The organism is Candidatus Protofrankia datiscae, assembly GCF_000177615.2.
Lineage (GTDB): Bacteria > Actinomycetota > Actinomycetes > Frankiales > Frankiaceae > Protofrankia > Protofrankia coriariae.
On the sequence record NC_015656.1, the window covers coordinates 2551928 to 2567437 of the forward strand.

Here is a 15510-nt window from a genome sequence, read left to right on the forward strand (position 1 = left end):
TCCTGGTTCGGTCCACGGCTGGCGGGTGCCGCCGGGAGGGACGGCCGCTCGCCGGGTCGGCTCACCGTGGCGGCTCACCTGCCGGCGCGGTGCGTGCGGGCCGTGTCCGGTGCATCTTAGAGATCTCTGCGGCGGTGGCGGGGTGCGGCCGAGGGGGTGGAACGCCACATGTTGTGTCGGCCACGGTGCAGCCCGCCCCCGGGGCGGCCCGGCTGTATCGGCGCCGCCACCCGACGGCCCGCCGTCGGCCCGGGCGGCGCGCCCCGCCGGGCCGCGATCCGGACCAGCGATCCGGCCACGGTCAGCAGCGCCGCGTGTACCACGAGTTCTATGCGGGCGGTGGCGATCGCGTCGCCCCGCGCCCACCACAGCGCCGGGACGGCGAGCGCGCTGGCGGCGGCCAGCACGGCGAGAACGCGGCGTTCCCCCACGGCGAGCAGGTAGTAGGTGCACAGGACGGTCGCTCCCAGGCAGGCCATCGCACCGGCCAGGGGCGCGAACGCGGGCGCGCGGGCGGCCAGGGGCGCGCCGAACGCGAGCGTGAGACCTGCCCTCGGCGCGACCAGCGCGACGGCGACGAGCGCCGCGGCCGGTACCGCGAGCATCGCCAGCGTCCCGCCGAGCTGGTGCAGGGCGTGCTCGCCGCGGTGCCGGCGGGTGGCGGTTTCGGGGAGCAGGAAACCGCCCAGGGCGACCGCGGCGAAGACCAGCGCCTTGCAGGCGACGGACACCGCCGCGTACGGGCCGGCGTCGGCGGAACGGTGCGCCCCGAGCACCAGCAGGTCGATGTTCTGCAACAGGCCGAGGAGTACCAGCGCGGTCAGCGCGGCGCCGATCTCGACGGTCGGACGGTTCGTCGGCACGGCAGGGCCTGTCGCCCCGACAGGGCTTGTTGGCATGGCGGGGCTGGCCGGCTCGGCGGGGCGCGCCCGCGTGGTGGGAGCTGTCCGCATGGCGGGGACGGCACGCGCGGCGCCGGGCCCGCCGGGCCGCGGCCGCGGCGGTGGGTCCGCCGCTCGCCGGCTGCCCGGCTGCCGCCTGGCCGGACGCGGGTCCACCGGTCGCGGGCCGGCTCCCGCACGCCGGTGGCCGGCGCGTGGCCGGCCACCGGCGGCCCGGCCGCTCCGGGAGGTCTCGCTCCGGGGCAGGCCGGTGCCGGGCGGACCGGCGCGTGGCCGGCCACCGCGCCGTCGCCCGGTGCGGGACCCAAGGGCCCGGCGCGAGTGGGCAAGTCCCACGAGCACACCGAGCAGGGTCGCCAGCGACGCGCCGGCCGGCCCGAGGCCGGCGAGCACCAGCACGACCGCCAGCACGCCGCGGGTCAGCCCCTCGAGCGCGAGGTTGACCGCCAGCGTCCGATGCCTCAGGGCGGACTGGAGCAGCCCCCGGTCGACGCAGAGCAGGCACCACGCCGCGCCCGCGGTGAGCATCTCCGCCACGCCGCCAGGGCCCGGCAGGGACAGCGCGGCGGCGATCGCGCCGCGCAGGGCGAGGCCCCCGGCAGCCGCGGACAGCGTCAGCACGACCCCGGCGCGACGCACCCGGGCGACCCAGCCGTCGACCAGGGCGCCGCGGCCGTCCTGCCGCCAGCTCGTGATCGTGCGGACGACCCCGACGAGCAGTGCGCTGCCCGGCATGGACACCACGAAGAACAACGCCAGGAGCTGGGCCAGCGCCCCGTAGGCCACCGGTGGGAGCGCACGCGCGAGGACGAGCGTGACGAGCAGGTTCGCGGTGTTGACGATGATGCCGGCCGCGGCGATCGGGGAGGCCGCCCGCACCGCGGTGGCGGTCGCCCGGCGTGCCGGCGCCCACCGCGCGGCCGCGCCGCGCGGGCGTCCGGCCCGGCCCGCCGTGCCCCCGCGCGCGGTGCCTGTGTCTGTGCTGCCCCCGTCCGTCGCGGCACGACCCGTCGCGGCGCTGTCGGCCCGGGGGCGACCTGCCGCGGCGGTGCTGGCCGTGCCGCGACCCGTCGCGACACCGCTGGCCGAGAGGACGCCATGGGCCGCGAGGATGTCCGTCACAACCGGGAGGGTGTTCGTCGCGCTCGGACGAACTGCTGGCCCGTCACCACCCCCCGGCGTCACGGCAGCGATTTTCCCATTGCCCGATGTGACATTCCCGCGTCGGGAAATCAGTGGCCGGTCCCGCCGGACTCCGGATATCACCCCCGTGGCCGCTCCTGTCGGTGCCTGTCGGCACCGGCCCGGTTCCTATCGGTACATACAAGTACATACCGGTACATGCCGGAGTGCCGGAGTGCCGGAGTGCCGGAGTGTGTCAGGTGGGTCGGGCAGGCCTGTCGGTCACGAAGATCGCGGTGGACGGGAAGAAACGGCCCCGCACCGGCCCCCACTGGCCCCAGATCCGGTCGTGACCGGCCGGCCATTCCGGCTCGATCACGTCCAGCAGGCGCAGCCCGGCCGCCACCAGCTCACGGACCCGGTCACCGACGGTCCGGTGCGTCTCGGCGTAGGTAGTCCGGCCGGCCCAGTCCCGTTCCACGTAGGCCCGCCGGTCGAAGTAGCTGCGCACGACCGTCAGCCCCTCCTTGCCCGGATGGTCGGGAAACGACCAGATCATCGGGTGTGTCGTGGAGAAGACCCAGCGGCCGCCGGGCCGCAGCACCCGGGCGACCTCGCGCATGACCGCGGCGCTGTCCGCGACGAACGGGATCGCGCCAAAGGCGGAGCAGGCCGTGTCCACGCTCGCGTCGGCCAGCGGCAGCCGGGCCGCGTCGGCCTGCACCAGGGGGACCGGGATACCGGTGGCGGCCGACAGCGCGCGGGCGTGCCGCAGCTGCCCGGCGGAGAGGTCCAGCGCCACCACCTCGGCGCCGCGGGCGACCAGCCAGCGGGCGCACTGCGCGCCACCGCAGCCGATCTCCAGGATGGTGCGGCCGCGGACCTCGCCGAGCAGCCCGGCATCGGCCTCCCGCAGCCCCTCCGGGCACCACAGGAAGTCGGTGTCGCCGAGGAAGGCGCCGTGTTCGGCCTGGTAGTCGTCGGCGGTGGCGTCCCAGTAGCCGCGGCTGGCCCACCGGGCGCTGTCGTCGTCGATGTCGCTGTAGCCGAACTCCGCCGGGTGGTAGTGGCCCGGAGGGTACTGCGGCGCGACCCGGCGGGCGGGTTCCGGCTCGCCGGCGGCCGGGCCGGGGTGTTCTGTTCCGTTCACGGCATCGATCCTCGCAGCGTCCGGCGGGCCCCTGGACGCCGGCGGTGCGCGCCCGGGCGGGCGGTGTCCCGCCGGGGCCGTGCCGTCGCGCCCCGGATACCGCGCGGGGATGGCCGGCCGGCCGCGGAACGAGGCCGTGCCAGCCGTGCCAGCCGTGCCGTCAGCCGTGCCAGTTCAGCCGTTTGAGTTCAGTCGTGCCAGCCGCTTCGGGGTGGTGGCGCCAGGCCGCCGGCGCGGCCCCGCGGTGGGGCCGCGCGTCCGGCGGTCCCGTCGATCCTGTGATCCTGGACGAGGTTGCGGGCCCCTGGCGTTGACCACCTTGGACACCGGTCCCTAGACTTGGGACTGGCACGAGAGTCCGTGGGTCTCAGACCTAGCAGATCCGCTCGAGCGTCGCTTTCGGTATCGACAGTGTTCGTTTAGCACGGTCCCTGTCCCTCCGTCCCGGCGGTTCGACCCGGCCCTCGTGCATACGACGAACCCCGTAGTCGGAGCCGACCCCTTGACGAGCACCACCGACGTACGACCCATGGAGACCGTGACCACACCGCCTACCCCGACCACCCCGCAGGTCGCGGTCAACGACATCGGCTCGGCCGAGGACTTCCTCGCCGCCGTCGACAAGACGATCAAATTTTTCAACGACGGCGACATCGTCGACGGCACCATCGTGAAGGTGGACCGCGACGAGGTGCTCCTCGACATCGGCTACAAGACCGAAGGCGTCATCCCGTCCCGGGAGCTTTCGATCAAGCACGATGTCGACCCGCACGAGGTCGTGACTGTCGGCGATCATGTCGAGGCTCTTGTTCTCCAGAAGGAGGACAAGGAAGGCCGGCTCATCCTGTCGAAGAAGCGCGCCCAGTACGAGCGCGCCTGGGGCACGATCGAGAAGCTCAAGGAGGAGGACGGCGTCGTCAACGGCACCGTCATCGAGGTCGTCAAGGGTGGCCTCATCCTCGACATCGGGCTGCGTGGCTTCCTGCCGGCCTCCCTGGTGGAGATGCGCCGCGTCCGGGACCTGCAGCCCTACGTCGGCCGTGAGCTCGAAGCAAAGATCATAGAGCTGGACAAGAACCGGAACAACGTGGTTCTCTCCCGGCGGGCATGGCTGGAGCAGACCCAGAGCGAGGTCCGCTCGGAGTTCCTCGCCCAGCTCGCCAAGGGTCAGATCCGCAAGGGCGTCGTCAGCTCCATCGTCAACTTCGGCGCGTTCGTCGACCTCGGTGGCGTCGATGGTCTGGTGCACGTCTCCGAACTGTCCTGGAAGCACATCGACCACCCGTCCGAGGTCGTCGAGGTCGGCCAGGAGGTCACGGTCGAGGTGCTCGACGTCGACCTGGAGCGGGAGCGGGTGTCGCTGTCGCTGAAGGCCACCCAGGAAGACCCGTGGCGCCAGTTCGCCCGCACCCACGCCATCGGCCAGGTCGTGCCGGGCCGGGTCACCAAGCTCGTGCCGTTCGGCGCGTTCGTCCGGGTGGACGAGGGCATCGAGGGCCTGGTGCACATCTCCGAGCTGGCCGAGCGCCACGTGGAGATCCCCGAGCAGGTCGTCAACGTCGGGGACGAGATCCTCGTCAAGGTCATCGACATCGACCTGGACCGCCGTCGGATCAGCCTGTCCCTCAAGCAGGCCAACGACAGCAGCGCGCTGGTGCCCGACGGCGAGGCGTTCGACCCGTCCCAGTACGGGATGGAGGCCAAGTACGACGAGCAGGGCAACTACGTCTACCCCGAGGGTTTCGACCCGGAGACAGGGGAGTGGCTGCCCGGCTTCGAGGAGCAGCAGGCCGAGTGGGAACGACAGTACGCCGAGGCCCAGCAGCGGTACGAGGCGCACCAGGCGCAGATTCGCGCCGCCCAGGAGGCCGAAGCTGCCGCGGCCGCGCCGTCGTCCTACACCTCCGCCGAGTCGGAGCAGCCCGCTTCCGCGATCGACGAGGAAGCGTTGCGCCGGCTCCGCGAGCAGTTCGGCCGGGAGTAGCCCCGCCATCTGGTCGGCTCCGCCAGCCGGGTGCTACCACTGATCGTTCAGTGACATGAGTGTGGGCCTGTAGGAGATTCTTCCTACAGGCCCACACTCATGTGTCCGTATGTTCCCGATGACTGCTTTCTGACGGCTCCGCGTGCGCGCGGCTGGCCGCGTCCTACCGTGGTTCCAGCCGGATGATCAGTGATTTCGACGTGGGAGTGTTGCTGCGCCGGGCGGTGCTGTCCAGCGGGACAAGGACGTTCGTCTCCGGGAAGTAGGCCGCGGCGCAGCCACGGGCGGTCGGGTAGGCGACAGCCCGGAAGTTCTCGGCCCGACGTTCCTTGCCCTTGCCCTTGCCCTTGCCCTTCCCGGCGGCGGCATCGTGGACGCTGACAATGTCCACCTGACCCCCGTCGGGGATGCCGAGCGCGGCGAGGTCGTCGGGGTGGACGAGGACGACGCGCCGGCCGTGGCGGATGCCACGGTAACGGTCGTCAGGGCCGTAGATGGTGGTGTTGTACTGATCGTGGGAGCGGATCGTCTGGAGCAGAAGGTGCCCGGGCGGTGTGCGCAGCACCTCGAGGGTGTTGACGGTGATGGCGGCGCGGCCGGACGGGGTCGGGAAGCTGCGGCTGTCCCGGGGCGGGTGCGGCAGCAGGAACCCGCCGGGCCGGGCGACCCGGGCGTCGTAGTCGGCGAAGCCGGGGATGACGGCGGCGATGTGGCCGCGGATGCGCCGGTAGTCGCCGGCCAGGCCCGCCCAGTCCACCGTGGTTCTCCCGCCGAGGGTGGCCCGGGCGAGCCCGCAGACGATGGCGACCTCCGAGCGCAGCGACGGCGCGGCCGGTGGCAGGCCGCCGCGGGAGGCGTGCACGGCGCCCATCGAGTCCTCGACGGTGACGAACTGCGGGCCGCCGGCCTGCACGTCGATCTCGGTCCGGCCCAGCGTGGGCAGGATGAGGGCCTGGCGGCCGGTGACCACGTGGGAGCGGTTGAGCTTGGTGGAGATCTGCACGGTGAGCCGGCAGCCACGCATCGCCGCCTCGCTGACGGCCGTGTCGGGCGCGGCGGCGACGAAGTTGCCGCCCATGCCGACGAAGACCTTCACCCGCCCGTCACGCATCGCACGGATCGCGTCGACGACGTCGTAGCCACCCCGCCGTGGCGGGGTGAAGCCGAACTCGGAGCCGAGGGCGTCGAGGAACACGTCCGGCATCCTCTCCCAGATGCCCATCGTGCGGTCGCCCTGGATGTTGCTGTGCCCGCGCACCGGGCAGACCCCCGCTCCCGGCCGGCCGATGTTGCCGCGCAGGAGCAGGAAGTTCACCACCTTCCGGATCGTGGCCACCGCGTTGGCGTGCTGGGTGAGTCCCATCGCCCAGCACGCGATGATCTTCTTGGCGGCCAGTACCCGGCGGGCCAGCTCGTCGATCTCGCTGTCGGCGAGCCCGGTGGCGGCGCGGACGTCGTCGCCGGACGTCGTCGCCGGACAGCGTCCGCAGATGCTCGGCGAACGCGTCGAAGCCGGTGGTGTGCGCGGCGAGGAAGCCGTGGTCGAGCACCGTGCCCGGGGCGGCTGCCTCGGCGTCGAGCAGGCGGCGTGACAGCGCCTGGAACAGCGCCATGTCACCGTTGAGCCGGATCTGGAGGTACTGGTCGGCCAGGGCGGTGCCGCGCCCGAGCACACCGGCGGGCCGCTGCGGGTTACGGAACCGGATCAGCGACGTCTTGGGCAGCGGGTTGACCGCGACGATGCCGCCACCGGCCCGCTTCACCCGCTCCAGCGTCGAGAGCATGCGTGGATGGTTCGTCCCCGGGTTCTGCCCGACGACGAGTACCAGGTCGGCCTGTTCGAGGTCGTCGAGGGTGACGCTGCCCTTGCCGATGCCGATCGTCTCGGTGAGCGCTGCCCCGGAGGACTCGTGGCACATGTTCGAGCAGTCCGGCAGGTTGTTGGTGCCGAACGCGCGGACGAACAGCTGGTAGACGAACGCCGCCTCGTTGCTGGTGCGTCCCGAGGTGTAGAAGACGGCCTCGTCGGGGCTGTCCAGACCGGTCAGCTCGGCCGCGATGATCCTGAACGCGTCGTCCCAGCTCACCGGGTGGTAGTGGTCGTCGTCCGCCGCCCTGTACATCGGCTCGCACAGCCGGCCCTGCTGCCCGAGCCAGTAGCCGGAGCGGCCGGTGAGGTCCGGCAGCGGATGCGCGGCGAAGAACTCCGGCGTCAGCCGGCGCAGGGTCGCCTCCTCGGCGACGGCCTTCGCCCCGTTCTCGCAGAACTCCGCGGCGGAGCGGTGCGCGGGATCCGGGTCCGGCCAGGCGCAGCCCGGGCAGTCGAACCCGTCCGCCTGGTTGAGCAGCCGCAGGGTGGTGACGCTGCGTCGCACCCCCATCTGGGCCACCGACTGGCCGAGCGCGTGCGCCACCCCGGGCACCCCCGCCGCATAACGCGCCGGGCCGTCCGCCGTAACCCGGCCCTCGTCCGGATCCGCCACCGGCGCCCCACGCACCACCCCGGCCACCTCCCACGCGGATCACTCAGACGCGCATGCTCCGTCACACAGATGGACACTGGTCAAAGGATCAATATATGCCCGGCGAATGAACCGCAACCACTGGAAACCGCCGGCGGGATGCTGGCGGGCGTTCTCGGGGCGTGGCGGGGCGTGCGGGGGTTCACCTGCCGGGGGTGAGGAGGGGTGCGCCGTTGCCGCGCATGGTGGAGGTGGCGGTTGTCGCGTTCCATCGGCCGTGCGCGCGCACCGGCCGTATCCGTGCCGGGGGGCCGGGTGCGGTGCCGCTCGCGGGCCCGCCGCGGGCGACAGCAGGAGCGGCCATGGCGACCAAGGGGGCCATCGTGGACACCGGCTATTCGTATCCGCTGCTCAGCGTGTTCTGGACGTTGTTGTGGTTCTTTCTCTTCGCACTGTGGTTCTATCTGCTCTTCGCGGTCGTGTCCGACATTCTGCTCAGCCATGACCTGTCCGGCTGGGGTAAGGCAGGCTGGATCGTCGTCGCCGTCGTGTTCCCGTTGTTCGGCATCCTTATCTATCTGATCGTGCGGGGCGGCAGCATGCACGAACGGGCGATGGAGCGGGCGGCCCAGCAGGAGCAGGCGCTGCGGGAACGGGTGCTGCGTAACCATTTCCCGCCGGGCGGCGGCCCCGCGGACGAGATCGGCCGCCTCGCCGAGCTGCGGGACCACGGCGCCATCTCGGACGAGGAGTACCAGCGGCTGAAGGCCAAGGTCCTCACCTGATGGGCGGCCCGCCCATCAGGTACGGCGGCCCATCCGGTACGGCGGACGGGGCGATGCGGCAGACTCGGTCCTGTGCTGCGGGTGGGGCTGACCGGTGGGATCGGTGCGGGCAAGAGCGCGGTGGCGCGGCTGTTGGCCGGCCACGGCGCGGTGGTGATCGACGCGGACCAGCTCGCCCGCGAGGTGGTCGCTCCCGGGACGCCGGGGCTGCGGGCCGTGGTCGAACAGTTCGGTTCGCATCTGCTCGGTGCCGACGGCGCTCTCGACCGGGCGGCTCTCGGGGCGGTCGTGTTCGCCGACCCGGACGCCCGCCGCCGGCTGGAGGCGATCACGCATCCGCTGGTCGGCGCTCAGGCGGCTGAACGCATGGCGCAGGCACCCGCGGACGCGGTGGTCGTCTACGACGTGCCGCTGCTCGTCGAAGCCGGTCTCGCCGACCGGTACGACGTGGTCGTCGTGGTGGAGGCGCCGCTGGAGGTCCGCCTGGCCCGGCTGGCCGGCCGGGGCCTGCCTCCCGAGCAGGCGCAGGCGCGGATAGCCAACCAGGCCGACGACGCCGCCCGCCGGGCGGTCGCGGACATCCTCGTGGACAACGGCGGCAGCCTGGAAGATCTTCGAGCCAGGGTGGACGAGGTGTGGGCGCGGCTGCTCGCGGCCCACCAGCCCGGATAGCGCCGGGCGGTCGCGGCGGGCCGGCGCGGAACGGGTCGGATGCGAAATTGTCGGAGGTCTGTGGTGTTGTAGGGACGTGAGCTCCACGACCGATCGTCCCACCGGCGTCGACCGCCCCGCCAACAACATCACGCGTTCGACCGCGCCGTTCCAGGTCGTCTCCGACTTCGAGCCCTCCGGCGACCAGCCGGCGGCGATCGCGGAGCTGGCCCGCCGGATCCGCGCCGGCGAGAAGGACCTCGTCCTGCTGGGCGCGACCGGTACCGGCAAGTCGGCCACCACCGCGTGGCTGATAGAGCAGGTGCAGCGGCCGACGCTGGTGATGGCGCCGAACAAGACCCTGGCGGCCCAGCTCGCCAACGAGTTCCGGGAGCTGCTGCCGCACAACGCCGTCGAGTACTTCGTCTCGTACTACGACTACTACCAGCCCGAGGCGTACATCGCGCAGACCGACACCTACATCGAGAAGGACTCCTCGGTCAACGAGGAGGTCGAGCGGTTGCGCCACTCGGCCACGATGAGCCTGCTCACCCGCAGGGACGTGGTGGTCGTGGCGAGCGTGAGCTGCATCTACGGCCTGGGCACCCCCGAGGAGTACATCAAGCGCATGGTCCGGCTGCGGGTCGGGGAGGAGATCGACCGCGACAGTCTGCTACGCCGGTTCGTCGACGTCCAGTACGCCCGCAACGACATCGCCTTCACCCGGGGGACGCTGCGGGTCCGCGGCGACACCGTCGAGGTGTTCCCCGTCTACGAGGAGCTCGCCGTCCGGATCGAGATGTTCGGCGACGAGATCGAACGGCTGGCCTACCTGCATCCGCTCACCGGCGAGATCGTCCGTGAGGCGCAGGAGGTGTTCGTCTTCCCCGCCACCCACTACGTGGCCGGCCCGGAACGCATGGAACGCGCGATCGCGGGCATCGAGACGGAGCTCACCGACCGGCTTGCCGAACTGGAGCGCCAGAGCAGGCTGCTGGAGGCCCAGCGGCTGCGGATGCGCACCACCTACGACATCGAGATGATGCGCCAGGTCGGTTTCTGCTCGGGCATCGAGAACTACTCCCGGCACATCGACGGCCGGGTCGCCGGCAGCGCACCGCACACGCTGCTGGACTATTTTCCGGACGATTTCCTGCTGGTCATCGACGAGTCGCACAACACGGTCCCGCAGATCGGCGGGATGTTCGAGGGCGACATGTCGCGCAAGCGCAACCTGGTCGAGCATGGTTTCCGGCTGCCCAGCGCGATGGACAACCGGCCGCTGCGCTGGGAGGAGTTCTGCGCCCGCATCGACCAGACGGTGTACCTGTCGGCGACCCCCGGTCCGTACGAGCTCTCCCGCGCCGACGGCGTGGTCGAGCAGATCATCCGGCCGACCGGCCTGCTCGACCCGGAGGTCGTACTCAAACCGACCAGGGGGCAGATCGATGACCTCGTCGGCGAGATCCGCGTCCGCGCCGAACGTGACGAGCGGGTGCTGGTCACGACGCTGACCAAGAAGATGGCCGAGGACCTCACCGACTACCTGCTCGAGCTCGGTATCCGGGTCCGCTACCTGCACAGCGACATCGACACGCTCCGCCGCGTCGAGCTGCTCACCGGCCTGCGCAAGGGCGAGTTCGACGTGCTGGTCGGCATCAACCTGCTACGGGAGGGGCTGGACCTGCCCGAGGTGTCACTGGTGTCCATCCTGGACGCCGACAAGGAGGGCTTCCTGCGGTCGGACAAGTCGCTGATCCAGACCATCGGCCGGGCCGCCCGCAACGTCTCCGGCCAGGTGCACATGTACGCCGACAAGGTGACCCCGTCGATGCGCAGGGCCATCGAGGAGACGAACCGGCGGCGCGTAAAGCAGATCGCCTACAACACCGAACGGGGTGTGGATCCGCAGCCGCTGCGCAAGAAGGTCATCGACATCCTGGACGACCTTGTGCGGGAGAGCGCCGAGGGCGAGGTCATCGGCGGTGGCGGTCGTGCGCGGTCCCGCGGGAAGGTGCCGGCCCCCGGGATGTCCTCGAAGGCGGGCCGTGACGGCGCGGTCGGGCGGCACGCGGCCCAGCTGGCCGGCATGCCCAGCGCCGACCTGGCGCAGCTCATCCGCCAGCTCGACGACCAGATGCACGAGGCGGCCAAGGAGCTCCAGTTCGAACTCGCCGCCCGGCTACGCGACGAGATCGCCGAACTGAAAAAAGAACTACGCGGCATGCACGCAGCCGGCATATGACCCCCACGGCCTTCCCGCTCATGGCCGGGCGAGTACGGGTGCGTTCCCGGTCTCTCCCCGGTCGGCCGGCAGGAGGCCGAGCTGGGCGCTCAGCTCCGTCCGGAACCGCATGCCCGGCAGCCAGTAGCGGTCCGTGACGGCAAAACGTTCACCCAGTGGGAATGGGCCATCCGGATCCTGGTCCGTCAGGAGCGCGCGGGCGCGGCCCAGAAGCGCCATCGCGTCCTCCGCGACACGAAACCCGATCTCCGGGATGTCCGCCGGCCACATGGTGTTGATGATTTCATCACTGAGCGAGCAGGATGCCCCCCACCAGCTGTCCCAGCCGGGCAGGCTCTTGCCGAAGTATCCGGCGTACCGGTCGGCCCAGGCACCGCGGACGCCCATGGCATATGCGGACGAGCCGATCGTCCGGCCGGGGTCCAGGCCGGTGACGGACGCGAAGCCCAGGAACTGCCACCGCCGAACCGGTCTGGTCGACAGCCAGCCCACGCACGCGGTCAGGGTCTGCCACTCCTCGGCGGAGAAAGCCGCCAGCTCCGCCTCCGGACGCAGTATCAGCACAGTGGAGGCCACCTCGACCACGTCGAACCAGAGGTCACCGCCGCGTGCCTCCACCGGTGGTCTGGTGCCGACCCAGCATGCCCTGCCCTGCCAGACACCCGACGTCCGTGATGTGGTCACCCATTGGTCGCCGCTGTCGAGATATGCCCGCAGCAGCTCGGCCTCGGCCGGTTCACCGCCGCGTACAAGCGCGTCCACCAGCCGGGGTGACGCTGACCCGGCCGCCCACAGCCGCAGATGATCGGCATAGGCGTCGTCCAGCGTGCCGGTCATTCCCGGCCTTCTCTCATTGCTGGCCTTCTTTCATTCCTGGTTTTCTCCCGTGCTCATGGCGGCCGTCCACGAGAAGGGCACCGGGGCGCCATCGGGAATGTCCGCCTGGCCTACGGCACGGAACAACGCGGCCTCGCCGTATGTCGCCGCGCGGCGCCCCCGGCGGAACAACACCTCTCCCGCCCGGCCGCCGACCACACACGACCCGTCCGCCAGCTCACGGATCGGCCGGACGAGCACGAAGTCCCTGGCCATGAAGAGCGGCAGTGGCTCGTCCGGATGGTGGGTGAGGGTGGGAATCTCCTGGAGGCCGGCCTCGCGCGCGGCGGCGAGCAGGACGTTCTGCAGGGTGATCTTCGTGCCGTCGGGCAGCCCCACCGCGTGCAGCGGCCCACCGCTCCACCCCTGTTTGCGCAGCCGCTCCGCGGCCGTCAGGACAGCGAACCGTCGGAGACGCGGATCGATCACCACGTTCACCTGTTATCGATCATGGTAGCCTGCCGACGGTCGATGACAGTGCCCGGTTCATCATCCTCTTCCGGATCTGTTATTCCCAGCTGGCTGGAGACGGCGGTCCGGAAGCGGACGCCCGGCGCAGGGTAAGACGCATGAAGATACGGAAAGCTGTCACCCAGGTCGTTGTCCCACGGGGTGCCGGCCAGGACATCGTCGCGCCCGACGACGATCCAGAATCCGGAGTTCTCCTCACCGGCATGCTCCGGGGCGTCATCCGGCCACATGTCCGCAAGTTCTTCCGCCGACAGTGCCTCATGAGCGGCCTCCCAGTAGTCCGGGTCACAGGTCTCCTTGCCGAGGAAGAGGGCGATGTCCCACGCGAGCGCCGGCGGCACCCCGGCGACAGCCGCATGCGGTGGGCCGGGCTCCGTGTCGACCAGCAGGCCGCGGCCGGCCACGAGCGAACATCCCATCGCCTGCCAGACCGCCATCTGCCGAACGGAGACCCACCCCACGAACGGTGTCTGCCGTGCCAGGAAACGCGGTGGAAGCGCGGCGAGTTCGGCGAGATCTTCCTGGGTCTGTGGGATCAGGGCCATCAGCGAGATCTCGACCGGGTCGAACCACAGATCACCTGCCGAGGCTTCGCTGGTATCCGGGGGGTACCAGCCCAGCCAGCAGCGCCGGCCACTCCAGATCCCGGCCGACTCCGGCGCGGGCAGCCGTCTCGCCAGGCCGTCCCGGCGGGCCTGGAGCAGGTCGCGCTCGAGGTACAGCCCGTTCGCATCCAGGGCGACAAGCAGTTCGTCCACCGAACGTTTGCCCGTCAGATCCCGAAGATAGCTCGCAAAACATTCTACGAGCGTTGGAAGATGCGGAGAATTCGAACCGTTTTTCATTTTCCGGCCAAGATCCTCGGTGGTTCCAGGCGCCCCAGCAGGGGGAACCGCGAACCGTCGGGATTGTTCGGTTGGCGGGCAGTCCGGAACAAAGCGGCTTCGCCCCAGGTCAGCGGCCTGGCCTTTTTCTTGTATAATATTTCGCCCTCCATGCCACCGCGGACCAGGCTTCCGTCTGACAGCTGGCGGATATTGTTATTCGGTCTGAAAAATCTTGACTTCCCTCGTTCTTCCGGGAAGGGCTCGTCGGGGTGGTGGCGTATGACTGGGACGTCTATCCCCGCTTCGCGGGCGGCGAGGAGGCGGCGGTTGTCGATGCTCAGCAGCGACTTGTCGGGGAGTTCGACGACGTCGATGGGCTTTCCCCTCCAACCCTCGGTCCGCATGCTCTCCACCAGTTCGGGGAGGGTTATGTCATCGTGTGTCTGCGGGCTCACGTTCTCCTGACTGAATCGTATGGTGTGCGGATTTTCCAGGCTGTGGACCGGTGGTGTCCATGCGCGCGCGACACCACGGGACGTACCGGCTTCTGTTCTCAGAATACGCCCGGTGATCCGGCCGGCTGGTTCGCCGCCGGCCATCGCCAGTGCGGGCGACGGGAACGGCCCGAGGATGTTCCTGAGAATCGTGGTGACGTGGGTAGAGGCGTCGCGGAGGTTGGTGGTGAGGGTGGTGAGGTGGGTGCGGGCGGCGGCGAGGATGCTGTGGGTGATGGCGCTGCCATGAACGAGTCCGGTGAGGACCCGGCCGTCGCGGAGGGCGCCGCCGGCCATGCGCAGGCCGCGGGCGAGCCCGGCGGTGGTGGTGAGCCCCCTGGTGCCCGGGATGCAGCCGAGTAACGCCAGGCCGACGTCCCAACCGGACGCCTCGCCGGCGGTGTAGCGGGCCAGGGTGTCGGCGAGGACGACCAGGGCGGCGGCGAACACGATCCAGGCGGCCGGCCCGCCGATCACCAGGGCGACGACGCCGAGGACGGCGACGGTGATCTGCGCGGCCCGCACGGTGGTGTGCCAGAGGCTGCCCGCGGTCTGTCTGATCTTCTCCCAGGACCACCAGCGTTTGTTGCGGATGCCCGCGTCGGAGGCGTCGCGGATGGCCTGGCCACAGGTGTGCGCGGCGTCCGCGCGCAGCCGGCCGGCGGCCAACGCGAGCCGGCGGGCGGCGTCGAGATCGTCCTGGGCTCCGCGGGCGGCGCCGCGGGCCTGCTCGAGACGGATCTGGGCGGCGTCGCGGTCGCGGATGGCCTGGGTGAGCTGCGCCGGGTCGGGCGGAGGGATCCCCGCGCTGGCGGTGTGGAGAGCGGGGGTCAGGTGGAGGGCGGGGGTCAGGTCGGTGAGGGCGGCGGCCGCGGTCGTCAGCGCGGTCTGGGCCGGGGTGAGGAGGGTCTGGGCATGGTCACGGAGGGCGCGGGCATCGCGGCCACGCGCGAGGGCACGGTCGGCCTGCCGCTGGGCGGCGTCCAGGATCGGCTCGTAGGCGCCGAGGGCCTGGCCAGCCATCCGGTAGGACGTCTCCAGCCTGGTCAGCTGGCCAGGGAACTCGTCCAGTTCGTCGCGGAAGGCGTCACCGGCGGTGCCGGCCCAGGACTGTACGACACCGCCGACGGTGACCGTGGCGATCTGCCCGCGGGCATGCTCGACGTCGGCGGCGAACGTCAGGAAGCGTCGCGCCAGCTCGCGAACGGCAAAGGGGTCGCCCGGGGTTGGGTCGTGCTCGATGTCGAGGACACCCCAGTCGGTGGGACGGCTCACCGGACCGGACGACTTGGAGCGCGGCCAGGGCCGCAGGAACAGCGGCGGGCGTGGCCGGCTCCGTGTTCCGAGGAACACACCCGGTGGACGCGAGGAACGCGTAACGGCGGATGCACAACCTCATGGGCACCGTCCAGGCAGGATCAGGGATCAAAGCCAGGCAAAATTCATAAACAGGATGAAATTAACATGCACTGTGGCCGTCTGGCCACCGTAGCCGCCAGCCGAGTCGACCGAGATGGCCGGCCCGCTACCGGCTCTTCCGG

At 71.0% G+C, this 15510-nt stretch carries 10 protein-coding genes and 1 pseudogene; 4 read left to right on the forward strand and 7 right to left on the reverse strand.

Going from position 1 to position 15510, the window contains the following annotated elements; genetic code table 11:
* Positions 1-116 precede the first annotated feature (116 nt).
* Positions 117-2024 (reverse strand): lipopolysaccharide biosynthesis protein, encoded by a 1908-nt coding sequence (locus FSYMDG_RS23040; protein WP_050803467.1) that lies wholly within the window; start codon positions 2022-2024, stop codon positions 117-119.
* A gap of 256 nt (positions 2025-2280) precedes the next feature.
* Positions 2281-3174, reverse strand: coding sequence for a class I SAM-dependent methyltransferase (locus FSYMDG_RS10495; protein ID WP_013873485.1), 894 nt, complete (start codon positions 3172-3174; stop codon positions 2281-2283).
* Between the two features lie 529 nt (positions 3175-3703).
* Between FSYMDG_RS10495 and rpsA the strand changes: the two genes are divergently transcribed.
* Positions 3704-5158 (forward strand): 30S ribosomal protein S1, encoded by a 1455-nt coding sequence (gene rpsA, locus FSYMDG_RS10500; RefSeq protein ID WP_013873486.1) that lies wholly within the window; start codon positions 3704-3706, stop codon positions 5156-5158.
* A gap of 163 nt (positions 5159-5321) precedes the next feature.
* On the opposite strand, the pseudogene FSYMDG_RS30065 reads toward rpsA, so the two are convergent.
* Positions 5322-7659: pseudogene (locus FSYMDG_RS30065) on the reverse strand (FdhF/YdeP family oxidoreductase).
* A 323-nt stretch (positions 7660-7982) separates the two neighbouring features.
* On the opposite strand from FSYMDG_RS30065, the gene FSYMDG_RS10510 reads away from it, so the two are divergent.
* The 3 genes from FSYMDG_RS10510 to uvrB all read left to right on the forward strand — a co-directional run bounded on the left by FSYMDG_RS10510 (position 7983) and on the right by uvrB (position 11301).
* A complete protein-coding gene (locus FSYMDG_RS10510; RefSeq protein ID WP_050803762.1) occupies positions 7983-8405 on the forward strand; it encodes an SHOCT domain-containing protein in 423 nt (140 codons plus the stop codon).
* A 72-nt stretch (positions 8406-8477) separates the two neighbouring features.
* On the forward strand, positions 8478-9077 hold the full coding sequence (gene coaE / locus FSYMDG_RS10515) for a dephospho-CoA kinase (RefSeq protein WP_013873488.1): 600 nt from the start codon (positions 8478-8480) through the stop codon (positions 9075-9077).
* A gap of 76 nt (positions 9078-9153) precedes the next feature.
* On the forward strand, positions 9154-11301 hold the full coding sequence (gene uvrB, locus FSYMDG_RS10520) for an excinuclease ABC subunit UvrB (protein ID WP_013873489.1): 2148 nt from the start codon (positions 9154-9156) through the stop codon (positions 11299-11301).
* A gap of 18 nt (positions 11302-11319) precedes the next feature.
* On the opposite strand, the gene FSYMDG_RS10525 is transcribed toward uvrB, so the two are convergent.
* The 4 genes from FSYMDG_RS10525 to FSYMDG_RS27505 all read right to left on the reverse strand — a co-directional run bounded on the left by FSYMDG_RS10525 (position 11320) and on the right by FSYMDG_RS27505 (position 15244).
* Complete coding sequence (locus FSYMDG_RS10525; RefSeq protein WP_013873490.1) at positions 11320-12138, reverse strand: hypothetical protein; 819 nt, start codon at positions 12136-12138, stop codon at positions 11320-11322.
* A 30-nt stretch (positions 12139-12168) separates the two neighbouring features.
* Positions 12169-12606 (reverse strand): hypothetical protein, encoded by a 438-nt coding sequence (locus FSYMDG_RS10530; protein ID WP_013873491.1) that lies wholly within the window; start codon positions 12604-12606, stop codon positions 12169-12171.
* A 5-nt stretch (positions 12607-12611) separates the two neighbouring features.
* Positions 12612-13406, reverse strand: coding sequence for a hypothetical protein (locus FSYMDG_RS10535; RefSeq protein ID WP_043603423.1), 795 nt, complete (start codon positions 13404-13406; stop codon positions 12612-12614).
* An 83-nt stretch (positions 13407-13489) separates the two neighbouring features.
* Positions 13490-15244 (reverse strand): putative T7SS-secreted protein, encoded by a 1755-nt coding sequence (locus FSYMDG_RS27505; protein WP_202797693.1) that lies wholly within the window; start codon positions 15242-15244, stop codon positions 13490-13492.
* Positions 15245-15510 lie beyond the last annotated feature (266 nt).